The sequence below is a fragment of the Arthrobacter pascens genome (genome assembly GCF_030815585.1).
GTDB lineage: Bacteria > Actinomycetota > Actinomycetes > Actinomycetales > Micrococcaceae > Arthrobacter > Arthrobacter pascens_A.
Genome location: NZ_JAUSWY010000001.1, coordinates 3,812,866 through 3,834,929 on the forward strand (window position 1 = coordinate 3,812,866; position 22,064 = coordinate 3,834,929).

Here is a 22,064-nt window from a genome sequence, read left to right on the forward strand (position 1 = left end):
AAGGGCCCCTGTGACGTATCCAACACCCGTCTCCGGAATGGCAGCGGAGGGGCCGGAGTTAACCCAGGCATGAAGATTGAGATCTGGTCAGACGTCGCGTGCCCGTGGTGCTACATCGGCAAACGCCGGTTCGAGGCCGCCCTTGCAGAATTCCCGCACCGTGACTCCGTGGAAGTCCACTGGCGCAGCTACCAGCTGGATCCCAGCCTGCCCGGACACTACGACGGCACCGAGCTGGATTACCTGAGCACCCGCAAGGGCATGGCCCCGCAGCAGGTCTCGCAGATGTTTGACCACGTGGCAGCCCAGGCCAAGGGCGAAGGCCTGGACTACCGCTTCGACAAAGTGGTGGTCGCCAACAGCTTCACCGCCCACCGCCTGATCCATCTCGCGGCCGCCCATGGCGTGCAGGACGCCGCCAAGGAACGCCTCCTCAGCGATCATTTCGAGCACGGCGAGGACATCGGCAGCCGGGAGTACCTCACAGCGCTGGGCGGGGATCTGGGCCTCGACGCCGAGGACGTCGCTGAGCTGTTCTCCACGGACAAGTACGCTGACGACGTCCGGTCCGATTTCGAGGAAGCCCGCGCCTTGGGCATCAGCGGTGTGCCGTTCTTTGTGATCGACCGCAAGTTCGGCCTGTCCGGCGCCCAGCCCGCCGAGACATTCACGGCGGCGCTCAACCAGGCGTGGCAGGAAACCCATCCCCTGGTGCTGGTCAACACCGCCGACGGCGACTCCTGCGGCCCCGACGGATGTGCCGTCTAGCCCCACCTCCCATGAGGTTTACTGACACATAGCGGTAAAGTGTCTGCATGCCCAGGATTTCGGCGGCCAGCAACGCCGCGCAACGTGCCGAGACCCAGCGCCGCATCCTCAGGGCCTTTGGCGAGCTGTTGTTTACCCACGGCCTGCCCGGACTGACCATGACGGACGTCGCGCGGCATGCCGGGGTAGGGCGGACTGCGGTCTACAACTACTACGCGGACATCGAAGAACTCCTCATCTCGTATGCCCTGGATGAGACCGAGCGGTTCCTCTCCGAGCTCCGGGATGCCCTGAACCGCTTGGACAATCCGGTGGACCGGCTGGCGCTCTACGTGCGCGCCCAGGTGGAGGACCTCAGCCGCCGCCACCTCCCGCCCGGACCGGCCATGGCAGCGGTGATGTCGCCGTCGTCCTTTGCCAAACTGGCTGACCACGTGGGCGAGCTCAGCATCCTGCTGCAGGGCATCCTGCGCGACGGTATGGATCAGGGGTACTTGCCCGAAGCGGACATCGGCCAACAGGCGCAGCTGATCCACGGCACCCTCTCCTCCAGTGCGGCCCGCGGCAGCGACGAGCCTCAGGAGCTCAAAGCCCGGATCGACCGTACGGTGCGTTTCATCCAATTGGGTGCGGGCGCAACGTTCGACGACGACGGCCGGCCCGTGCGCGCCGGTCAGTTTCCTGTAGTGGCTGGCTGAATCCCCGGCAGATGTCTGTCAGGGCGTGGCGCCTGCCGTCGGGATGACCGGCCACTTTTCCTCGTCGGTGATCCGGCGGCTTTCGCGCGGGCAGCTGAGCCGGCCCGGGGTCTGGTCCACAAGGTCCACCGCCGCAAGTTCCTTGTAATCCCCGGCGACGATCACGTCCACGCTGGCGTCCGTCCGGTCGTCCTGAAAGTAGTCCGAGCCCGGCAGGTTGCGCTGGACGCTGAACGCTGCCGACTGCCCTGCCGCCCCTGACACCACCGCCGCAATCCCCCGGTAGCCGGCCTCCGTGTTGGCCACCGCGCCAACTACGAACTTACGTGCCAGGAATTCGTCGGCCACGGTGCGGGCCAGACCGGGCCGGCTGGTGGAGTTAAAGACGTTGAGATTGATCTTGTCGTTGGGGGTGTAGTCAAAAGTGGTCGTGGGACAGGTGGAGGCTGGTTCTTCGCTGCGCTCCGAGGTGGGGATCTTGATCTGTCCGCTCATGATGGCCACTGCCGTGAGGACGGCGGCGACGATGAGGCCCAGCAGGAGGACCAGAACCACGCCGTGCAGCACGTGGCGGCGCAGCCTGACGGGGTCGTCGGAATCCCCGGAATCCTCGAACGCGGCCCTCAGTTCCGGGCCGCTGACAACGTGGTGGCCATGCAGGATTTTGGCGTCCTTGGCCTTCTTAGCCATTGAGGACCAGCACTCGGGCGTGAATGGCGGTGCGTTGATGCAAGGCCGTGCGGACCGCGCGGTGGAGCCCGTCCTCTAGGTACAGCGTTCCCTGATACTGCACCACGTGAGGAAAGAGGTCCCCGAAAAAAGTGGAGTCCTCAGCCAGCAGCGCTTCAAGGTCCAACGTGCGTTTGGTGGTCACCAGTTCGTCCAGCCGGACGGGGCGCGGCGGCAGCGAGGCCCACTCTTTGGGCGTGTTGTAACCATGGTCGGGGTAAGGGCGTCCCTCGCCCACAGCTTTGAATATCACCATGCCACCCTAGGCACGTTGCGGGCCCAAAAGAAGTGCCTTGCCCGCCGCATTCCCAGGTTGTAGCCAAACAGTAACCAAGTGTCACATGCGGTTAGAGTCGGCGGGCCACCGCAGGGGGCTTAGCCCGCGGCTGACACAATGGAGCCATGACTGCACCCGAGTTTCCCGCCGGTTCCACGCCGGACGTCCGCCTGCCGTCCGCCCCTCCCCTCGCGCTCCTGCTCGACGTCGACGGACCGGTGGCCAGCCCTCTGACCCGCGACGTGAAACCGGAGATCATCGCGGACCTGGTGGCCCTTGCCTCTGCCGGGATTCCCGTCATCTTCAACACCGGTCGCTCCGATGCATTCATCCGGGAACAGGTGATGGAGCCGATGATTGCCGCCGGGATGCCGGGCGGAACGGTCATCCATGCCATCTGCGAGAAGGGTGCCGTCTGGTTCAGCTACACGGCCACCGGACCGGGACCCATTCACGTCGACCGGGAACTCGCTGTGCCCACGGCCTACGGGGACGACGTGCGCAGGCTCGTGGCCGAGGATTATTCCGCGCACATGTTCTTCGACGAGACCAAACGCGCCATGGTGTCCGTGGAGCAGCACATCGAGGTGGCCAACGCCGATTACCTGGCGGAACAGAAACTCTTCGACACGGACGCCATGGACCTTATGGCCCGCCATGGCCTGGGTGTCGTCCGGCTGGAGCATCACGCTCCGAACTCCGACGACGAAGTGGACTACCGCGTTGATCCCACCATCATTTCCACAGATATTGAATCCGTCAGGCTGGGAAAGGACCTCGGAGCCAGCCGGGCAGTGGAACTCCTGGCCGCACAGGGCATCACCCCGCAGGCCTGGCGGACCGTGGGGGATTCCCGCACCGACTACGCCATGGCAGACTGGCTGCACCACAACGATCACCCCGTGAAGCATGTGGATGTCCGTCCCGCGGACGGCGTTCCCGTGAAGCCCTACGCGGTGCTGACGGCCACGGACCTGGACCTGGGCGCTGACGTGATCCACGACGACGCCGGTGGCGCCTTCTTGCGCAGCTGGCGCGAGTCACTGGTCAGCTGAGCCCTCCCGGGCCGGGTGCGGCCCACGAGAGTCCTGCGGTTTTTTCTGCCGCGCTATTATGCAAGGAGGAACCCTTACCATTGAGCAGCACGGAGACAACCATTACAGAAGCACCGGTTCAGGACGAGATCTACTACGGCGGCCCGGCATCCGTCGAAACACGTGTACATACGGAAGTGACATCACCGGCGGCAGTTGAGCGCCTCAAACACCGCGCCGACGTCGTCAGGCACAAGGGCAGGTATGCCCTGATCAACCATAACCGGACGCCGTACCAGGCCATGGTGGAAGATCTGCTGTTCCTCCGGAATGTGCTGGCGGGCGCAGGCCTGGACTACCTGCTGGTCCGGGGTAACAACGATCGCCCTGTCATTGCCCTGGACTGGAAAGACCGGAAGAAGCTCCGCGCCGCCCTCGTGGAAGCCTGCCGCCATGAACCCGTCTACTCCATGACGGTTGACGCCAAGAAGAAGTCTTCAGTCCTGGTTGCCGATGGAGAGCTCTCCCCCAACCGGCAGGCGCGCATCTTCCGCCTGTACCGGCCTCGTGTCGAGCCCAACGGCGGCTTCGAGTTTGGCTCCTCGGCCGGTGTGCAGCTGGAACTGTGGAGCTTTGAGGGCGCCGAATTGATCCTGCCCATCGAGAATTCGCTCACCCGGCGCACCATGCTCAGCCAGGACGCCGTCCGCGGAACGGTGGAACGATACGGCCACACCTGGCCCACCATCGAGAACATGTTTGCTGACCATGCCAGCGACATCAGCTTCGACATCGACCTGGTGTTCTCCTGGGTGGACGGCAGCTCGCCCGAGTACGTCGCAGCCCGCCGGGCGCAGATGCAAGGCGTGGTGCTGGGCGAAGGGGACGACCATGAGGCCAGGTTCCGGCAGATCAACGAGCTCAAGTACGCCCTGCGCTCCATTTACATGTTCGCCCCGTGGATCCGGCGGATCTTCATCGCCACCGACTCCCCCGCGCCGGCCTGGCTCGCCGAGCACCCGTCGGTGACCATCGTCCGCAGCGAGGAATTCTTCTCTGACCCGTCGGTACTGCCCACCCACAATTCGCAGGCCGTGGAATGCCAGCTCCACAACATTGACGGGCTCTCCGAGCACTTCCTGTACTCCAACGACGACATGTTTTTTGGGCGCCCGGTGGGCCCGGACATGTTCTTCACCCCGGGAGGCATTACCAAGTTCATCGAAGCCGAAACCCGTATAGGCCTCGGAGACAACGACGCGGAGCGCAGCGGCTTCGAGAACGCTGCGCGGGTTAACCGCAAGTTGCTGTGGAACCGCTTCGGCCGGATCACCACCCGGCACCTCGAGCACACCGCGGCCCCGCTCCGGCGCAGCGTTGTTGCCAGGATGGAACGCGAGTTCCCGGAAGAATTCAAAAAGACGGCGGCCAGCCGGTTCCGGGCCGCGGACAATATCTCCGTCACGAACTCGTTCTACCACTACTACGCCCTGCTCACAGGACGTGCCGTCACGCAGACTGCTGCAAGGGTGCGCTATGTGGACACGACTTTCCGCGCCGGGCTGAACTACCTGCCCAAGCTGCTGGCCAAACGGAACATGGACTTCTTCTGCCTCAATGACGGCAGCTTCCCCGAAGTCCCCGCAGACGAGCGGGCGCAGCTGGTCACCGAGTTCCTGGAGAACTATTTCCCCATCAAGGCACCCTGGGAAATCTGACGTCTACGGCACGCTAGCGGGCTGACGTGAGCCCACTTTGGCACCCTCGGGCCGCGCCGTCTCCGGAATCCGGACACCCGCTGCCGCAAGGCGCCCGGCGGTCTCCTCCGGGGTGACATATTCCCCTACCGGGGGCGTTGCGCCCAGCGGGACCACCGAATGCACGATGGTGTGCTCGTAGACGTGCACCAGGTTGAACGCCTGGCCGCCATCACGCCCGCGGGTCCCGCCGACGGGAACGTTGAGGTCCTGTGTGTAGCAGGTGGCGGAGGCAACAGAGACCGGAATGCCCGCAAAACTGGCCGTCGTCGAATAATGCAGGTGCCCGGCCAGGATGGTGCGGACGTCGGAATTACGGAGGACGGCCGCGAGCCTGGCCTGGTCGCGCAGCTCCACCAGCACGGACAGGTCCAGGACCGACGGAACGGGTGGGTGGTGAAGTGCCAGGATGGTGCCGTCCGGAGCCGGGGTTTCCAGTTCCTGGCTTAACCAGTCCAGCTGTGATTCACTCAGCTCGCCGTGGTGGAACCCCGGGACGGAGGTGTCCATGGTGATGACCCGGAGGCCGTTGACGAAGTAACTGAGGTCAACTGGGGCGTCGCTGCCGGGCTGGCCCAGCAGCGCCGTGCGGAAGTTTGCGCGGTTGTCATGGTTTCCCATTGCCCAGATGACCTTGGCGCCGAGCTCCTCGCAGGCTGGATCCACGATGGCACGGAGTTTGGCGTACGCCTCAGGATCGCCTTTGTCTGCAAGGTCTCCCGTGAAGATCACGGCCTCCGGTTTGGCTCCGGAGGCGCGAACCTCCTCGAAGAGCTGGATGAGCCTGGCTTCGCTGTCAACAACGCCATATAGGGGGTCTGGGCCTCCCATCAGGTGGGGATCGCTCAGGTGGAGTAGGAAGTGGCGTGGCCGGGGGTGTTCGGCCTCGATGTGCTCCATTGCCTTGCTGCCTTTGTGGTCGGTGGGAAACGGCGCTTCCCTTCTACCCTTCGGTAACCTTTATCCAATCAGATTTCCGGCCGACATTGGGTCAATTGCGGCAGTCTTGTGGAAAAACGCAGGAAAAATTACGAGAATGTGGCTCCCCGGGCCCCATTCGTCCAGCACCGCTCAGTGCAGGGCCTTCTCAATGGCATCGATGACCTCGGCGGAGTCCGGCTCGACGGTGGGTGCGAAGCGTGCCACCACCTCGCCCTCGCGGCTGACCAGGAACTTCTCGAAGTTCCACTTCACCAGGCCGGGCAGTACACCGGTCTTGAACTTGGTCAGCTCAGCGTAGAGCGGATGCTGGTCCTGGCCGCGTACGTTCGCCTTCACCGTCAGGGGGAAAGTTACGCCGAAGTTCCGCTCGCAGAACTCGGCGATCTCGCTGTCACTGGCCGGTTCCTGGCCGGCAAACTGGTTGCAGGGGACCCCCAGGATCTCGAAGCCGCGGTCCTGGAACTTTTCGTAAAGCGTCTCGAGCCCAGCGTACTGCGGCGTTAATCCGCAGTTGGAAGCCACATTGACCACCATCACCACGTTGCCCTTGAACCGGCCGAAGTCAGTCTCGGTGCCGTCGTTGAGGGTGAGGGAAATGGAGTGCAGGGATGTCACAGGCGGTGTCCTTGAAGGTTGGTTGTGCAGGTGATGTGTTTCCGACAGTCAAAACCTACGGATTCAAGCTGGGAGTTTCCTGCCATGGTCCTGCCGTAGCCGCTGCCGTGGCCGATGTTTCCGGTGCCGGCTCCTCTTTGGCTGCGGTCTCTGAGGTGGGTGCGTATGTTGGCGTTGGTACCGACGTCGACGTTGGCCTCGGGGACGGCGGAGTAACCGTCGGGGTCGGAGCAGGAGCCGACGTCGTCAGCCCGGTTGCGGTGCCCGTCGACGTTGACGTCGGAGACGGCGGAGTAACCGTCCCCGTCGGAGCAGGAGCCGACGTCGTTCGTGCCGTCGCGCCGCCCGTCCCCGTCGGTGCCGTTGGCGTCGGGGACGGCGGGGTAACCGTCGGGGTCGGAGCAGGAGCCGACGTCGTTCGTGCCGTCGCGCCGCCCGTCCCCGTCGGTGCCGTTGGCGTCGGGGACGGCGGGGTAACCGTCGGGGTCGGAGCAGGAGCCGACGTCGTTGGTGCCGTCGCGCCGCCCGTCCCCGTCGGTGCCGTTGGCGTCGTTGGTGCCGTCGCGCCGCCCGTCCCCGTCGGTGCCGTTGGCGTCGTTGGTGCCGTCGCGCCGCCCGTCCCCGTCGGTGCCGTTGGCGTCGTTGGTGCCGTCGCGCCGCCCGTCCCCGTCGGTGCCGTTGGCGTCGTTGGTGCCGTCGCGCCGCCCGTCCCCGTCGGTGCCGTTGGCGTCGGGGACGACGGCGGGGCGACAGACGACGGCTGCTCGGTCGGGCTCTCATCCTGCGTTGCAGGAGGTGGAACGGTGCCATCCGGGTTGGGCGCCTCGAGCAGTTCGTCCTCGCCGCCCAGGACCGTGTGGCTGTTGTCTGCTGCCACGGGGATAGCCCACCTGGGCGCCTCTGCGGGATCAGCCGCTCCGCGAACCGCGTAGCTGACCATGGTGATTTCGGCCAGCTCATCAACCTGCCGGATGGGGATGAACGTCCAGTTGCGGGGGCTGGTGTGCTTGCCATCGAGGATCGTCTCGAAGTGCAGATGGCAGCCGGTGGAGGACCCTGTGGTGCCCACGCGCGCGATGACCTGGCCGACCTGCACGGAATCGCCGGTATGCACGGCTATGGCTTCAAGGTGGTTGTATGTGGTGATGAGTCCATTGCCGTGATCAATTTCCACCCGGTTGCCGCCGCCCCATGGGTGCCAGCCCACGGCCCGGACCACACCCGCATCCGCCGCGTAAACCCTGGTGCCGCAGGCTGCCGCGTAGTCCTGGCCCAGGTGGAAGTCTCCGGCACTCCCGGTGATCGGGCTGACGCGCAGGCCAAAGGGCGAACTTTGATTGAGGACTTCAAGAGGTGCCATAAGGGATCCCTCTGGCGGCCGTTTAAGCTCGACGGACGCGATATTGAGCTCCTGCTGCCCGCCTTTGGCAACGGTCCTGACCACGGTCCGGCTGAACGGGACCAGGGCCCTGGCATCCGCCAGGAACCCACTCGACCAGGCGGCCTGGTCAACTGGACCGGGACCAACGCTGCCGGCAGCAGTCCCCCCGGGCTGAGGGGGCGTCCAAGGTATGCCAACAGCAAAAAGTGACACGGCAACAACCGCGGTGGCCGCGACCACGCGCACGGCGACGGCGCAAGGGCCCACAGGTTCCTTGACCCGGCCGGATCCCCAATGATTGCCCACTAATTTGACTCCCGATCGACCCGCCAGACCCCAATCTTGACGGGCATACTCTCCCATGGGAACACAAGGACCGGAACCTGTGAACCCCGGATCGGTGCGGACACTTTGTGGACAAGTGTGCGGAACCGATGCCGGGCCGGATTCAACCCAGGTTTTCCTTGAGGAGCGAACGGTGCACAGCCGAAGCGCTGGCATGCAGGGTACGCCCGGCGTCGGTCAGTTCCAGATACAACGAGCGGCGGTCATCGGCACACGACTGGCGTGTCAGCAGGCCTGCTTTCTGCAGCCTGTCAACCACCTTGGACATGGCACTCTGCGTCATCGGAGTCCGCTCCCCCAGCTGCTTCATCCGGCAGGCCGAGTCAACACTGTCGGCCACGAGGTCCAGGATTTCGAACTCGTTAAGCCCGATATCAAATCGGACTTCAAGCTCGCGGTCGATGGCGCCCGCCGTGCGGAAATAGGCGCTTTGGATGCTTCGCCACTCGTCAACGAGCTGACGGTCCTTAGGTGTTGACATAGCACGATTCTAGTCCAGCCGTCGAATAAAATCCACGTCATAATATTCCTTGTCATCTAATGACGCGTCATATATGTTGTTCCCCTATGACCTCACTCTCCACCCTCAAAAAGAGCTCCGCCGGTGTTGTCGCGCCCGTCCGCTGGACCCGTGCACAATGGATGCTTCTCCTGGTCCTCTGCACGGTCCTGGCCCTCGATGGCCTGGACGTATCCATGGTCGGCGTGGCACTTCCATCCATCGGGCAGGAACTGAACCTTGGCACCGAATCCCTGCAGTGGATCGTGTCCGCCTATGTCCTGGGCTACGGCAGCCTCCTGCTGCTCGGCGGCCGCATGGCCGACCTGCTGGGCCGCCGCCGGATCTTCCTGATCGCCCTTAGCGTCTTCGCCGCAGCCTCCCTGCTGGGCGGCTTGGTGGATGACCCCACGCTACTTATCGCAACCCGCTTCATCAAGGGCCTGGCCGCGGCGTTTACTGCCCCCACGGGCTTCTCCATCATCACCACCAACTTTGCCGAAGGCCGCGAGCGCAACCGCGCCCTGTCCATCTTCTCCACTTTCGGGGCCAGCGGGTTCTCCCTTGGGCTGGTGGTGGGCGGCTTGATGACCAGCATGAGCTGGCGCTGGACGTTCCTCGTCTCCGTACCATTCGCCGTCGCGGTGGTCCTGCTGGGCCTGAAGTACATTCCCCGAGACAACCCGTCGGATCAGGAACAGCACACTGGCCACGACGTCTGGGGCGCCGTCACGCTGGCAGCAGGAATGCTGGGGCTCGTCTACACCCTTGTTTCGGCACCGGAAAAGGGCTGGGGATCCGTGGCAACCATTGCCGGATTCGCCGCTTCGGCCGCCATCCTGGCCGCCTTTGCACTGATAGAAAACCGGGTGAAGCACCCGCTCATCAGATTCAGCATCCTCAGGGAAGGCTGGGTGGCCCGCGCGAATCTGAGCGCCGTCGGCCTCTTTGGCTCCTACCTTAGCTTCCAGTTCATCGTGACGCTTTATCTGCAGTCCGTTCTGGGATGGAACCCGCTGAGTATGGCCCTGGCGCTTCTTCCCGCCGGACTCCTCGTGGTAGCCACGGCACCGTTCGCGGACAGGTTCATCGACAGATTCGGAGCTCCCCGGCTCATCGTGACCGGCCTGGCATCCTTGGCGCTGGGATACATCCTGTTCTTCCGGGTAGGGACAACCCCCGACTACGCCTCTGACATCCTCCCCTCCATCATCCTGCTGGGCATCGGCTTCGCACTCGCGTTCCCGTCCATCAACGTCCAGGCCACCGCAGGCATCCGCAATTCAGAGCAGGGACTGGCGGCCGGACTGATCCAGACCAGCATGCAGGTGGGCGCAGCCCTGGTCCTGGCTGTTACCACCGCGCTGATTTCGGGCCAAGGCCACCCGGCCGCACAGGCCCATGACGCCGCCGCAATGCTGGCGCAGTACCGCCCCGGGCTGATCCTCAGTGGTGCCGTGGCGATCGCCGCGCTTCTCGTTGCAGCGGCGCCGTCCCGCCGTCGGAAAATCCCCGCCATGGCGGGCTGACCAGCCCCCACAGCGGGCCGGGAGTGCGCAAGAATTGGAGTATGCGCAATCTCCTCAGGGACTGGCAACGCGAGCTGAAGCGGGCGTTTACCGGCAGCTCTGATGCACTGCCCGACTGGGTTCCGCGGCTGGCCGAAGGGGACGACGCCGGGTATCACTTGCCGGGTTCAGCAGTCTGGGCGGTGCATGGCTCCATGCCCACCATCGTTGCTGGCATCCGGACGCTGCTCATGCAGGCGCTCCATCCAGCTGCCTTGGCCGGAGTCCATGAGCATTCCAAGTACTACGAGGATCCCCTGGGCAGGCTGGCGCGGACCATCCGCTGGATCTTCACTGTCACCTATGGCTCCACAGCTGCCGCGCAGGAGGCCTCAGCCAGGTTGCACCGCCTGCACGAGCCTGTCCAGGGGAGCTACAGCGATGGGCAGGGCATGCAGCGGCGGTACTCCGCCAATGATCCAGAGCTGGCCCGTTGGGTCCACATCGCCTTCCTGGACGCTTTCCTCGCAGCCCACAAGATCTGGGGCGGGCCGATCCCGGGTGGGCCGGATGCCTATGTCCGGGAATGGGCACAGGCAGGGCGGCTGATGGGAGTGGAGAATCCACCGCTCACCGAAGCCGAAATGCACCGGCAGCTTGACCGCTGGTATGACAACGGTGAGCTCCGTGCGGACAGCAGGGTCGAAGAGACCGTGGCATTCATCCGCAACCCGCCGCTGCATCCGCTCCTTCGGCCGGGTTACCGGATCATGTTCGCGGGTGCCGTGTACAGCCTGGAACCCAAGTACCGCCAGATGCTCAGGCTCCGGACGCCCAGGCTGGGTCCGTTCCCGCTTCCCGTGAAAGTGGCCACCAAGGTCACCCTCGGCGTCGTGCATCTGGCCCTGGGCCGCAGGAGCCCCAGCGAGGTGGCCGCCCGGCAGCGGCTCCGGCGGCTTGGATACTTCACGGACAGTTGAGCGCCCGAGTCCCCCACGGCGCCCTCAACCATGCCCACAACCGTTCCTTCGGGGGATGCAGAAACCCGGCCCTGACGAGGTCAGGGCCGGGTTTTCGGCTGGCGGAGAATGGGGGATTTGAACCCCCGAGGGCGTTAACCCAACACGCGTTCCAGGCGTGCGCCATAGGCCGCTAGGCGAATTCTCCAGCTGCTTCTGAATCAAAAGCAGATACTAGAATACCTGAACTTTTCGGCATCACCCAATTGGACCTTGGGGCCTGGCATCCCCGCTGGAGGCCCGGGGCGGCCATGCGTTCATTAACGAAAAAATGGACGCCCCCAATGCGTCCATTCCACCGGTACACGTTGAGCTGCCGGGTCCGGCCCTCCAGCCAGGCCCCGCAGCTCACAACCTTGAGATTGCCCCAATCGGTGTACATACCCATGATCGTGCCTGCCCGCCAGATAAGCAATGAATAATCGCGCCTCCTTCCGTGCGATCCTTGGCAGGATGGGGTCATGACGCAGCTCCACGCCCTGGTGGTTTACGTACCCGTGTCCCATGCGGATGCAGTCCTGGCAGCCATCGGCGACGCCGGGGCCGGCCGGATCGGGCAATATTCGCATTGCTCCTTTGTCACTGCCGGAACCGGCCGCTTCACGCCGCTCGAGGGAGCTGCCCCGTTCCTGGGACAGCTGGGGAGTCCCACGGAAGTGGCCGAGGACCGGATTGAATGCGTGGTTGAGGCGGCAAGGCTCGACGCCGTTGTAGTGGCTTTGCGCACCGCCCATCCTTACGAGGAGCCTGCTTTCATGAGCTGGCCCGTGGACGGCTGGCGGTGACCGGCAGCCAAATCCACCCAGTTCGAGGCACCCTCAATCTTCGGGTAAACTTGCTGACGGCCCCTCATGTGGCGTCATCCTGTTGAACTCCCCCAGGACCGGAAGGTAGCAAGGGTAAGCGGGCTCTGGCGGGTGCATGGGGGGTCTTTACTATTCCCCCCAGGGCGACCACCCGCGAGGGATCCTGATTGTCAGCCCGGATTGGTAGGGTTTTCTCTGTGACTGTTACAACCGCCCTTTACCGCAGATACCGTCCGGACTCGTTCGCAGACGTTATCGGGCAGGAACATGTCACGGAGCCGCTGATGACGGCCCTTCGCAAGAACCGCGTCACCCACGCCTATCTTTTTTCAGGCCCGCGCGGCTGTGGTAAGACCACCTCCGCCCGTATTCTGGCCCGTTGCCTCAACTGCGCCCAGGGCCCCACCGACACCCCGTGCGGCACCTGTCCCAGCTGCGTCGAACTGGCCCGCGGCGGGTCCGGGTCCCTGGATGTCATTGAAATTGACGCCGCCAGCCACGGCGGAGTGGATGACGCCCGCGATCTCCGTGAACGTGCCACCTACGCCCCGGTACGGGACCGCTACAAGATCTTCATCATCGACGAAGCCCACATGGTCACCTCGGCCGGCTTCAACGCCCTGCTCAAGATCGTGGAAGAACCGCCGGAGCACATTAAGTTCATCTTCGCCACCACGGAGCCGGACAAGGTGATCGGCACCATCCGCTCGCGCACGCACCACTACCCCTTCCGCCTGGTGCCGCCGGAGCCGCTGATGTCATACCTGGAACTCCTGTGCAAACAGGAGAATGTTCCGGTGGCCCCCGGTGTCCTGTCCTTGGTGATCCGGGCAGGCGGCGGGTCAGTCCGGGATTCCCTGTCCGTGCTGGACCAGCTCATGGCCGGAGCGGGGCCAGGCGGCCTGGACTACGAGCTCGCCGTCGCGCTGCTGGGCTACACGCATGCCTCCCTGCTTGACGATGTTGTGGAAGCCGTGGCGGCATCGGATGCCGCCACCGTGTTCCGGGCGGTAGACCGCGTCATCCAGACCGGCCATGATCCGCGCCGTTTCGTTGAGGACCTGCTGGAACGCTTCCGCGACCTGATCATCGTCCAGGCAATGCCGGAAAGCGCCCAGGCCATCCTGCGCGGCATGCCGGCGGACCAGATCGCCCGGCTCCAGAACCAGGCCCACAACCTGGGCGCAGCTGAACTTTCCCGCGCCGCGGACGTCACCAACACCGCACTGACAGAGATGACCGGTGCTACCTCGCCCCGGTTGCAACTTGAACTTCTCTGTGCCCGCATCCTGCTGCCCAGCTCTGAACCGACCGAACGCGGCATTGCCGCCCGGATCGACCGAGTGGAGCGGCGTCTCAACTATGCGGGGACCGACGCCGGCAATTCCCTTGCGCCGCTAACGTCCGTTCCGGCACCGGCAGTTCCGGCACCGGCAGTTCCGGCGACCGCAGGACCGGCAACGTCAACCCCCGCTGCTGAAGTACCCCAGTCCCAGCAGCCTCAGTCACCTCAGCCGCCTCAGGGAGCCGAGCCCCGCCAGCCGCTGACGCCGCCCAGGGTCAGCACCGCAGACTGGCCAGTAGATGAGGCCGGCGCTGCGAGCTCCGCTCCGGCACCCGTTGTTGACGCGCGCCCCACGCAGGCTCCGGCGCCGGTGGTGGCAGCACCGCCCAAGACGGCTCCTTCGCCTGGACCGGCGGCACCAGGGCCCGCGGCACCCGCTGCGCCACGCCAAGGAGGCGCTCCCGCCACTGAACCCGCAGCCGTCGCTGCGGCCGCCCCCTCTCAGTCGCCCGCCACCCTAGGTGCCGCCGGTGACGTCGAGGTCCTCCGCCGTGCCTGGCCGGAAATCCTGCAGACACTCTCCAAAATCAAGCGCAGCACCTGGGCACTGGTGGAGCCCAACGCCCAGGTGGGTGCCTTTGACGGACTGGTCCTCACGCTTTCCTTCACCACAACGGGCCTGGCGGGTGCCTTCGGCCGCGCCGACCATTCAGATAACCTCCGCCAGGCAATCCACAAGACAGTGGGCATCGACTGCCAGATCACCGCAGTTGCCGGTGGGACCAACAGCGCAGCGAGCTCTGAGCCAAACCCAAAAGCACCCGCTAGCCCGGAGGTCCCAGCCACGTCCGCGGATGTGGCGTGGGGCCTCGCCCCCGTCGGCGGCTCAGTGGCGACGGACCCCGTCGCGAAGGGAGAGCGGGCAGAAGAGAGGGTGGCCGTATCTCCTGAATCACTGGCAGCGACGATCCAGCGGTCAGCTCCGAGTTCAGGTCGGGAGCAGCCTCAGTCAGCAGAATTGAGCCATGCAGAGCCTAAAAACGCTGCCACGGAAGCTCCCGCCGCGCCCGATTCACCGGATGCACCCGACACGGCCGAAGTGCCGGGCACGGATCTCGGCACTGCCGGCACGTACGCCTACTCCGACGATGACTGGGGTCCGCCCCGGGACGAGGATGCTCCGTCGTTGGACGAGGAACCCCCTATGGACTGGGACCCCTCAGCGCCTGTTGGACCGCGACACACGGCTTCCGCCGCCGGAGCTGGTGCTGGTGCCGGTGCCGGTGCCGGTGCCGGTGCCGCAACGCAAGCAAAAAAGCCCGCATCGGGAACGGTCCGGGCCGCGGCGCCCGCCGGTGCACCTACGCCACTGGTACCTGCACCGGCACCAGCAGGAGCAGGAGCAGGAGCAGGAGCAGGAGCACCGAAGCCTGACACGGCGCGCGATCCATGGACCCGTGCTGTAGAGCAGGCACCAGGAGTCTGGGTCATCGGCAGCGAGAGCAACGTGGGAAAGAGCGCCACCGCACCCTCTCCGGATGAAGCCGCAAGCCCCGCAGTTCCACCTCCGGCTTACGAGCCTGCCGCTGCCCAGGTGCCCCCATCTGCTCCCCTCAAGAACCCAGAACCGGATCCGGGAGCCGATTGGGGGCTCCCAGCTACCCCTGCAATCCGCCCCGCTCCGGAACCCTTCACTCCGGCGTCCGCTCCTACTATGGAGCCGGCCGCGTCGGAGCGGGTACGGGAACCTGTTTACGCCATGGCATCCTCGGCTCCCCAAGCCGCACCTCCGCAGCCTGCGCCAGCCACTTCACCGTCAGCGGCCGCCGCCAGGCAGAGCCTTTACCAGCGCCTGTCCAACAGCCCCGAAGCCGAGGCTGGCCGTGCCAAAGCGCCCGCACGGGCGGTTGCTGCCAGTGCCACGTACGTCCAGGACATTCCCAGCGCGGATGATGAAACCATAGAGGAATCGGGAGTGTTTGGCCGCGCCGCCGTCGAGCGTATTCTGGGCGGAAAGCTCATCGAGGAGCGCTCCCTCGACGGAAGCCGGATCCCACCCGGGTATTGAGCGCTCGATACGTGCGCCAGGACTGTTCGCCATTGATTCACCCATCATCCAAGCCAAGCTAAAGAGGGAAACGTGTACGAAGGAGCGGTCCAGGAGCTGATTGACGAGCTCGGACGCCTTCCCGGCGTGGGCCCAAAATCCGCGCAACGCCTGGCGTTCCACATCCTCGAGGCCGACCCGCAGGACATGAAACGCCTGGCGGACGCAATCACCACAGTGAAGGAGAAGGTGAAGTTCTGCACCGTCTGCGGCAATGTCACCGAGCAGGAACTTTGCAACATCTGCCGGGACCCCAGGCGCGATCCTTCCATCATCTGCGTGGTGGAGGAGTCCAAAGACGTTCTCGCCGTGGAGCGCACGCGGTCATTCCGCGGCCGCTACCACGTGCTGGGCGGAGCCATTAATCCCATCGCCGGTGTTGGCCCCGAGCAGTTGCGGATCCGTGAGCTCCTCACACGGCTCAACGACGGCGCCATCCAGGAGGTCATCATCGCCACCGACCCCAACCTCGAGGGCGAGGCTACAGCAACGTACCTGGCCCGCATGCTGAAGTCGATCGGCATCGTGGTTACCCGCCTCGCGTCCGGCCTGCCAGTCGGCGGGGACCTGGAATACGCGGACGAAGTCACCCTGGGCCGGGCCTTCGAAGGCCGCCGCAACGCCCTGACCTGACCTCGACCTCGACCTCGACCTGAAGCAGGGAACACCATGAGCGCGGCAAACATTGCACCGATTTCCACCGATCGCCTCACGCTCCGCCTGCTTACAGGGTCCGATGCCGCTGCGCTTCACCGCTTCCGCGGGGACAAAGAGGCTACCCGTTTCCTTTCCCACCCGGCCCTGACGGTCGAGGAGAACGGTCGGCGGCTGGAGGAACGCCTTGCCCAGGCTGAGGCCTCCACCAGCGAATGGTTCAATTACGGATGGGCCATCATTCTGCAGGAATCAGGAGAAATCATCGGCGACGGGCGGACCTGGAACAGTTCGGCTTCTCCAATCTCCGGCGTGATGGCCCCGGGCAACCTCCCGGTCCACCAGGCTTCGCTGGGCTACGTTCTTCATCCCGATCATCACGGCTGTGGCTTTGGCCGCGAAGCCGCCGGGGCGCTGGTGGACTGGCTCTTCGGGGAGCGCGGCATCAGCACAGTCTTCGCGGGGGTCTATGAACCCAACCTCGCGTCCATGAACCTACTCAAGAGTCTGGGTTTCACGCAGGACCGCTACGTCCCCTCCGAACTGGACAATTCGGCAGGGGTCTTCCCTCGCTGAGGTTCAGGCTGGACAGCCCGCCAGCGTCATCCCTCTGACCTGAGCCGGGGCCGGGCCCCGACGGAGGGGCCCGGCCCGGCGATCAAGGCCGGATGCGCCTGCTCCTGCAGTGGTGATCCACCAGGGCGGGCGTGTCCAGAGGAGCCTGCATCAAGGGGCCGCTAGGCGATCCGGGTGCCTCGCGGCAGCCTGTGAGCGGGGGTGCGGAGCGAACGCCAGCCAAGCCACATCAGCAGCCCGGCAAGCAGCAGCTGCAAGCCCAGACCCGACGGCCACAGCGGTGTGGCCTGCGACAGGTACCGCGGCTTGGTCTCCCCGTTGGCACAGGGATAGGTGCCGTCCGGCCCCGCCATGGCGTGGCGGGCTCCCTGACTGATGCTTTCGATGGCTCCCACCGAGGAGAAGCCGAGCGGGTCGGTGCGGACGGGATACGGAATAGCATCGGCCACCACCACGAATGGGTTCATGGCCAACAGCCAGGCCACGCGTTCGGTGCGCATGGTGGGCTGCTCGCGGAGCGGCCCCGAGCAGGTGTATTCCGGTTCATTCGGGCCCGGCTGCGTCAGCTCTGAATAGTTCCGGTACTGCGCCTGGTTTGCCATAACACTGCCCTGGGTGAGTCCAGTGCCCAGCCCGAAGGAAATCAGCGTGCCGAACACCAGCCCGGCCACCGCCAGGTACGTAACCACTATGGAAAATAGTGGACGCCCGGCCAGCGCGGAGATTCCGACGCCCACGGCGCAGACAATGCCGACCTCCACTGCCAGCATCAGCAGCGCCACCAAAACATGGCCCAGCGTCATGCCGCCGAGTGCCACTCCGATGACCAGGAAAGGTGTGCTCGCAACCAGGAACGCCAGCGCCGCGAGCCACGCTGCGAAGAATTTGCCCCAGAGAATCTGGCCGGGTTGGAGCAGCGTCACCTGCAGGATTGCCAAGGTGCCGCCGGCGCGGTCACCGTTGACGGCGTTCGCAGACAGTGCGGGTGCCACCAACAAGGCGAACAGCAGGACAAAGGCCAAAACCACTTCGAAGATTATGGACCCAGGGCCCGAGGCTTCCGGCGGCACGTAACCCGAATAGGCCCGCTGGGCGGCCTGGCTGGCGTTCCAGCTGGCCCAGGTGAGCCAGGTCACCAGGCCTGTCAGGATGAACCAGATCGCCAGCATGATGTACCAGCCGCGTGACCGCAGCCGCTGTTTCAGTTCCAGGACCACCACGTCCCTGATCCCGGCAAGGTAGCCGGCGGCCGGACCTGCGCCACGGGAGTGCTGCTGGGTCTCGGTCAGCTGGCTCATCTCCGCTCCCCCTCAAGGTTCATGTATGTCTCTTCCAGGGCACCCGAAGCCGGGGCGAAGGAGCTGACCCCGACGCCGGCCAACACCAGGTCCCGCAGGAGGCGGGCCGCGTCGTCGTCGTTAAGCAGCATCAGGCTGACGGCCGGCCGGCGGCCGTCCTCGATCCGGAAAGCCAGGCCCAGCTCGGAGAGCTTGGCGGCCAACACGGTGCCGTCCGAGGCCGAGATGGAGTAGCGCCTCCCGGAGGCTGCAGCCTCGTCCATGGTCTGCTGCCTGACGGTGCGGCCCCGGTTGACGAACACCGCGCCGTCGGCAATCTCGTCCAGTTCGCTAAGGACGTGCGAGGAGACCACGATGGCTTTGCCCGCCTCCGCAAGCTCCCGCAGCATGATCCGCAACTCCACCCGGGACCCAGGGTCCAGTCCTGAGGCGGGCTCGTCAAGGAGCAAGACCGACGGATCATGGATCAGGGCGCGCGCGAGGCTGAGCCGCTGCTGCTGGCCGCGGGACAGCACGCGGGCTGGCTGGTCCGCCAGGTCACTGAGGCGCACCTGGTCAAGCATTGCCGAAACCCGCGGCGCGATTCCGGCAACCGGAAGCCGGTAAAAGCGTGCAATCTGCGTCAGTATCTCGCGTGCGGTCAGGGAGTCCCAGACGCCAAGAGTGTCCGGCATCCAACCGATCCTGCTGCGAACCTCCGCCCGGTGGTGCTGGGGATCGAGCCCGCCGACGCTGATGGTGCCCGAATCCGGCGCCAGGAGCGACGCCAGCATCAGCAGCAGGGTGGTCTTGCCGGCCCCGTTGGGGCCGATCAGCGCGGTCACTTTGCCTGCTGGAGCGTGGAAGTCCATGAACTCGACGGCGTGTACCGGCCCGAAGCTCCTGCTGACCCCGCTGGCCGTAATGCCGCCTGGATTTTGGCTTTCCGGCTGGGCCGGACCGCCCGTTACGTCATGATTTACTGCCATCTTCTGCGCACCTGTCCCCCAAGTCTTTGCATGCATACTGACTATACGATCGTACGCCTGCACTGCTGCGAGCGGAGTCCACCGCAGGGCTGAAATTCGGTCACAATTCAACGCCGGACGGACGGCGGCGATAAACTGGGCAGACAAGTCACGCCGTCGCGCCGTAAGGCTGCCTGGCGTCCACAACTCCGATTGATCCAGCGAAGGTACGCGCATGAGTACGCCCACTACCGAAGTGCACACCGCAACGCGGCCGCAGGAGCAGCCCGTCGGCACTGCCGTGACCAAACAGCTTATTGTGCAGAAGTTTGGTGGCTCGTCCGTGGCGGACGCCGAGGGTATCAAACGGGTGGCCAAGCGCGTGGTGGACGCCCAGCAGGCCGGCAACGAGGTTGTTGTGGTGGTCTCGGCCATGGGCGACACCACTGACGAACTGCTGGACCTGGCCGCCCAGGTGACGGACTCCGCGCCAGCCCGCGAGATGGACATGCTCCTATCCGCCGGCGAGCGCATCTCGATGGCCCTGCTGGCCATGGCCATCAACAAATTCGGCGCCTCGGCCCAATCCTTCACCGGATCCCAGGCCGGCATGATCACGGACGGCATCCATGGCAAGGCCCGGATCATCGACGTCGATCCACACCGCATCCGGACATCACTGGACAAGGGCCACATCGCGATTGTGGCTGGCTTCCAGGGCATGAGCCGCACCACCAATGAGATCACCACACTGGGCCGCGGCGGCTCGGACACCACCGCCGTTGCCCTGGCCGCGGCGCTGGACGCGGACGTCTGCGAGATCTATACCGATGTTGACGGCATCTACACCGCGGACCCCCGCGTGGTGCCTTCCGCCCAGAAGATCGACACCATCTCCAGCGAGGAAATGCTTGAACTGGCCGCCTCGGGTGCCAAGATCCTTCACCTGCGCTGCGTTGAGTACGCGCGCAGGTTCGGCGTGCCGCTGCACGTCCGGTCCTCATTCAGCCAGCATGAAGGCACGTGGGTCATCCCCAGCGCCGAAGACAAGATCACCACACAAGAGGGAGTTGCCTTGGAGCAGCCAATCATCTCCGGCGTTGCACACGACCGTTCCGAAGCCAAGGTCACCGTAGTAGGCGTGCCGGACATTCCCGGCAAGGCCGCCGCGATCTTCCAGGTCATAGCCGACGCACACTCGAACATCGACATGATCGTCCAGAACGTCTCCACCCACGGCACCGGCCGGACGGATATCTCCTTCACGCTGCCCATCGTTGAGGGTGCTGACGCGCTGAAGGCGCTGAAGACGGCGCAGCCGGAAATCGGCTTCGAGAATATCGAGTACAACGAGCAGATCGGCAAGCTGTCCCTCATTGGCGCAGGCATGCGGTCCCACCCGGGTGTTTCCGCGCGCTTCTTCGCTGCCCTGTCTGCCGCAGGGATCAACATCAACATGATCTCCACCTCGGAGATCCGCATCTCCGTGGTTACCCACGCCGACCTGCTCGACGACGCCGTCCGCGCCATCCACAAGGCTTTCGGACTGGACAGCGAGAGCGAAGCCACGGTGTACGGCGGCAGCGGGCGCTAAAAATGCAGCCATAGGCATGACAAAAGCCGCCCCACACATTGTGCGGGGCGGCTTTCTTGCCATAATCTCCGGTGCGTGCCTTACTTGAGGTCTTCGCGGCGGACTGCGTAGTGGTGGCCCTCGGAATCGGTCTCCACTTCGAAGCGGGCAAGATCCTCATCGGAGGCCTGCTCAAACTCATCGTGCTTGTGTACTACCGGCACGTCCGTATCCAGGCGTGTTGCCGGGCCAAAGACAAAACGGAGCCGGTCAGTCGCCTTCATAAAGCGGGTGAGTGCATGTGCCATAATCTCCACCCCCTTCCCACGTCCGGGCTAAAGTGCACTGTCCCTATAGGGGGCCAGTGCCCTTATTTTACGCCTGGAGGGACAAAAAAGGCCCCCCGATGGACGCAGCAGCCGGCGTTCAGCGGAGGGACTGGTCGTCCGGATTCCTGGGCACCACATAGGTGCTGCCGTCCGGGCGGTGCAGGGTTTCCCACTGCTGACTCTCAGCTTCGCGCTGCGCAAGCAGTTTCCGGTTCTCCTCGGTCATGTCGTGCACCAGGGAACTGCGGTTGGCCGGGCCGAAAATGGCCCTGAGCCTGCCTGTTGCCCGCATGAACCGCTGAGAGGCGTTGCCCTTACCGGCCGGGTTGCCCTTGCCCATTGAATTGACTCCTTCGAGAGAACGAATTCCTGAGACAAGTGTACGCTAATAATTAGTGCACTAACTATTGGAGGCCCCTGATGACGACCAGGTCCGAGGCGACGCCGGAGCAGGACAACGACCTGCTGCTGGAGCACCAGCTCTGCTTCGCCCTCACTGTTGCATCGCGCAGCGTGGTGGGCGCATACAAGCCCGTCCTGGAGAGGCTTGGACTGACCCATCCTCAGTATCTGGTGATGCTCTCCCTCTGGGAGTCCAGCCCCCGCACCGTGCGCAACATCAGTGAGGCCCTGGCCCAGGAGCCGGCGACCATCTCCCCACTGCTCCGGCGGCTTGAAGGCGCAGGTCTCATCACCCGGCACCGGATGGACGGAAACGAGCGCGCCCTTGCCGTGGACCTGACCGCCTCTGGCGTCGCGCTGCGGCAGCAGGCACTCGCCGTCCCGGGCACCATGATGGAGCGGCTGGGCCTCACCCGCGAACAGGTCGCCGAGCTCCATGCCTCCATGATGGCCCTTATCGCTTCCACCGCCGGAGACGCAGGCCGGAAACAGGAAGTGCAGCGGTAGAATGGCAG

22 protein-coding genes, 1 tRNA gene, 1 other RNA gene and 1 pseudogene are annotated in these 22,064 nt (G+C 64.9%); 14 read left to right on the forward strand and 11 right to left on the reverse strand.

The genetic code is table 11. From position 1 onward, the window contains the following. The first annotated feature begins 69 nt into the window (after nucleotides 1-69). Nucleotides 70-768, forward strand: coding sequence for a DsbA family oxidoreductase (locus QFZ30_RS17540; protein ID WP_307078385.1), 699 nt, complete (start codon nucleotides 70-72; stop codon nucleotides 766-768). 47 nt (nucleotides 769-815) lie between these two features. Then, the gene (locus QFZ30_RS17545) at nucleotides 816-1,466 is read left to right on the forward strand and encodes a TetR/AcrR family transcriptional regulator (RefSeq protein WP_307078386.1); all 651 of its coding nucleotides are present in this window, start codon (nucleotides 816-818) and stop codon (nucleotides 1,464-1,466) included. Nucleotides 1,467-1,484: 18 nt separating this feature from the next. Here the strand turns inward: QFZ30_RS17545 and QFZ30_RS17550 are convergent, their stop codons facing one another. Continuing rightward, nucleotides 1,485-2,156 carry a LytR C-terminal domain-containing protein gene (locus QFZ30_RS17550; RefSeq protein WP_307078388.1) on the reverse strand — a complete coding sequence of 224 codons (672 nt, stop codon included), beginning with the start codon at nucleotides 2,154-2,156 and terminating at the stop codon, nucleotides 1,485-1,487. After that, the gene (locus tag QFZ30_RS17555; protein ID WP_307080340.1) at nucleotides 2,149-2,448 is read right to left on the reverse strand and encodes a type II toxin-antitoxin system VapB family antitoxin; all 300 of its coding nucleotides are present in this window, start codon (nucleotides 2,446-2,448) and stop codon (nucleotides 2,149-2,151) included. The genes QFZ30_RS17550 and QFZ30_RS17555 overlap by 8 nt, the downstream gene beginning before the upstream one ends. A gap of 149 nt (nucleotides 2,449-2,597) precedes the next feature. On the opposite strand from QFZ30_RS17555, the gene QFZ30_RS17560 reads away from it, so the two are divergent. Together QFZ30_RS17560 and QFZ30_RS17565 are read left to right on the forward strand one after the other, a co-directional pair. Next, complete coding sequence (locus QFZ30_RS17560; protein ID WP_307078390.1) at nucleotides 2,598-3,527, forward strand: hypothetical protein; 930 nt, start codon at nucleotides 2,598-2,600, stop codon at nucleotides 3,525-3,527. A gap of 281 nt (nucleotides 3,528-3,808) precedes the next feature. Next, entirely contained in the window at nucleotides 3,809-5,224 is a 1,416-nt protein-coding gene (locus QFZ30_RS17565) for a stealth family protein (RefSeq protein WP_373462900.1), read from the forward strand. A gap of 3 nt (nucleotides 5,225-5,227) precedes the next feature. Here the strand turns inward: QFZ30_RS17565 and QFZ30_RS17570 are convergent, their stop codons facing one another. After that, nucleotides 5,228-6,163, reverse strand: a complete 936-nt coding sequence (locus QFZ30_RS17570; protein ID WP_307078393.1) for a phosphodiesterase — start codon at nucleotides 6,161-6,163, stop codon at nucleotides 5,228-5,230. Nucleotides 6,164-6,334: 171 nt separating this feature from the next. Then, nucleotides 6,335-6,820 (reverse strand): glutathione peroxidase, encoded by a 486-nt coding sequence (locus QFZ30_RS17575; protein ID WP_307078395.1) that lies wholly within the window; start codon nucleotides 6,818-6,820, stop codon nucleotides 6,335-6,337. A 35-nt stretch (nucleotides 6,821-6,855) separates the two neighbouring features. Between QFZ30_RS17575 and QFZ30_RS17580 the strand changes: the two genes are divergently transcribed. Further along, complete coding sequence (locus QFZ30_RS17580; protein ID WP_307078397.1) at nucleotides 6,856-7,752, forward strand: hypothetical protein; 897 nt, start codon at nucleotides 6,856-6,858, stop codon at nucleotides 7,750-7,752. A 122-nt stretch (nucleotides 7,753-7,874) separates the two neighbouring features. Here QFZ30_RS17580 and QFZ30_RS22085 read toward each other — a convergent pair. Next, nucleotides 7,875-8,702: pseudogene (locus QFZ30_RS22085) on the reverse strand (M23 family metallopeptidase); the annotation flags it as partial. Beyond that, nucleotides 8,650-9,027, reverse strand: coding sequence for a MarR family winged helix-turn-helix transcriptional regulator (locus QFZ30_RS17590; protein WP_307078402.1), 378 nt, complete (start codon nucleotides 9,025-9,027; stop codon nucleotides 8,650-8,652). The gene QFZ30_RS17590 and the pseudogene QFZ30_RS22085, both read right to left, overlap by 53 nt. Nucleotides 9,028-9,113: 86 nt before the next feature. Here QFZ30_RS17590 and QFZ30_RS17595 point away from each other — a divergent pair, with 86 nt between their 5' ends. Both QFZ30_RS17595 and QFZ30_RS17600 read left to right on the forward strand, forming a co-directional pair. Beyond that, on the forward strand, nucleotides 9,114-10,574 hold the full coding sequence (locus tag QFZ30_RS17595; RefSeq protein WP_307078404.1) for an MFS transporter: 1,461 nt from the start codon (nucleotides 9,114-9,116) through the stop codon (nucleotides 10,572-10,574). A gap of 41 nt (nucleotides 10,575-10,615) precedes the next feature. Continuing rightward, a complete protein-coding gene (locus QFZ30_RS17600) occupies nucleotides 10,616-11,533 on the forward strand; it encodes an oxygenase MpaB family protein (protein ID WP_307078406.1) in 918 nt (305 codons plus the stop codon). A 99-nt stretch (nucleotides 11,534-11,632) separates the two neighbouring features. On the opposite strand, the gene QFZ30_RS17605 is transcribed toward QFZ30_RS17600, so the two are convergent. Beyond that, nucleotides 11,633-11,720: transfer RNA gene (locus QFZ30_RS17605), tRNA-Ser, on the reverse strand. A gap of 313 nt (nucleotides 11,721-12,033) precedes the next feature. Here QFZ30_RS17605 and QFZ30_RS17610 point away from each other — a divergent pair. From QFZ30_RS17610 to QFZ30_RS17630, 5 genes are all read left to right on the forward strand, one after another. Further along, nucleotides 12,034-12,357 carry a hypothetical protein gene (locus QFZ30_RS17610; RefSeq protein ID WP_307078407.1) on the forward strand — a complete coding sequence of 108 codons (324 nt, stop codon included), beginning with the start codon at nucleotides 12,034-12,036 and terminating at the stop codon, nucleotides 12,355-12,357. 55 nt (nucleotides 12,358-12,412) lie between these two features. Continuing rightward, nucleotides 12,413-12,509: signal recognition particle sRNA small type (ffs, locus tag QFZ30_RS17615), an RNA gene on the forward strand. Between the two features lie 66 nt (nucleotides 12,510-12,575). After that, nucleotides 12,576-15,731 carry a DNA polymerase III subunit gamma and tau gene (locus QFZ30_RS17620; RefSeq protein ID WP_307078409.1) on the forward strand — a complete coding sequence of 1,052 codons (3,156 nt, stop codon included), beginning with the start codon at nucleotides 12,576-12,578 and terminating at the stop codon, nucleotides 15,729-15,731. Between the two features lie 72 nt (nucleotides 15,732-15,803). Then, the gene (recR, locus tag QFZ30_RS17625; protein ID WP_307078411.1) at nucleotides 15,804-16,403 is read left to right on the forward strand and encodes a recombination mediator RecR; all 600 of its coding nucleotides are present in this window, start codon (nucleotides 15,804-15,806) and stop codon (nucleotides 16,401-16,403) included. A gap of 36 nt (nucleotides 16,404-16,439) precedes the next feature. Further along, a complete protein-coding gene (locus QFZ30_RS17630; RefSeq protein WP_307078413.1) occupies nucleotides 16,440-17,000 on the forward strand; it encodes a GNAT family N-acetyltransferase in 561 nt (186 codons plus the stop codon). Between the two features lie 161 nt (nucleotides 17,001-17,161). Here the strand turns inward: QFZ30_RS17630 and QFZ30_RS17635 are convergent, their stop codons facing one another. Together QFZ30_RS17635 and QFZ30_RS17640 are read right to left on the reverse strand one after the other, a co-directional pair. Beyond that, the gene (locus QFZ30_RS17635) at nucleotides 17,162-18,298 is read right to left on the reverse strand and encodes an ABC transporter permease (protein WP_307078415.1); all 1,137 of its coding nucleotides are present in this window, start codon (nucleotides 18,296-18,298) and stop codon (nucleotides 17,162-17,164) included. After that, nucleotides 18,295-19,266 (reverse strand): ABC transporter ATP-binding protein, encoded by a 972-nt coding sequence (locus tag QFZ30_RS17640; RefSeq protein ID WP_307078417.1) that lies wholly within the window; start codon nucleotides 19,264-19,266, stop codon nucleotides 18,295-18,297. Before QFZ30_RS17640 ends, QFZ30_RS17635 begins: the two co-directional genes overlap by 4 nt. 214 nt (nucleotides 19,267-19,480) lie before the next feature. Here QFZ30_RS17640 and QFZ30_RS17645 point away from each other — a divergent pair, with 214 nt between their 5' ends. Further along, complete coding sequence (locus QFZ30_RS17645) at nucleotides 19,481-20,839, forward strand: aspartate kinase (protein ID WP_307078419.1); 1,359 nt, start codon at nucleotides 19,481-19,483, stop codon at nucleotides 20,837-20,839. An 80-nt stretch (nucleotides 20,840-20,919) separates the two neighbouring features. Here the strand turns inward: QFZ30_RS17645 and QFZ30_RS17650 are convergent, their stop codons facing one another. Further along, nucleotides 20,920-21,126: a hypothetical protein gene (locus tag QFZ30_RS17650; RefSeq protein ID WP_307078421.1), complete on the reverse strand. Its 207-nt coding sequence runs from the start codon at nucleotides 21,124-21,126 to the stop codon at nucleotides 20,920-20,922. 118 nt (nucleotides 21,127-21,244) lie between these two features. Continuing rightward, complete coding sequence (locus QFZ30_RS17655) at nucleotides 21,245-21,487, reverse strand: hypothetical protein (RefSeq protein WP_307078422.1); 243 nt, start codon at nucleotides 21,485-21,487, stop codon at nucleotides 21,245-21,247. Nucleotides 21,488-21,567: 80 nt separating this feature from the next. Between QFZ30_RS17655 and QFZ30_RS17660 the strand changes: the two genes are divergently transcribed. Continuing rightward, nucleotides 21,568-22,056 (forward strand): MarR family winged helix-turn-helix transcriptional regulator, encoded by a 489-nt coding sequence (locus QFZ30_RS17660; protein ID WP_307078424.1) that lies wholly within the window; start codon nucleotides 21,568-21,570, stop codon nucleotides 22,054-22,056. The last annotated feature ends 8 nt before the right edge of the window (nucleotides 22,057-22,064 follow it).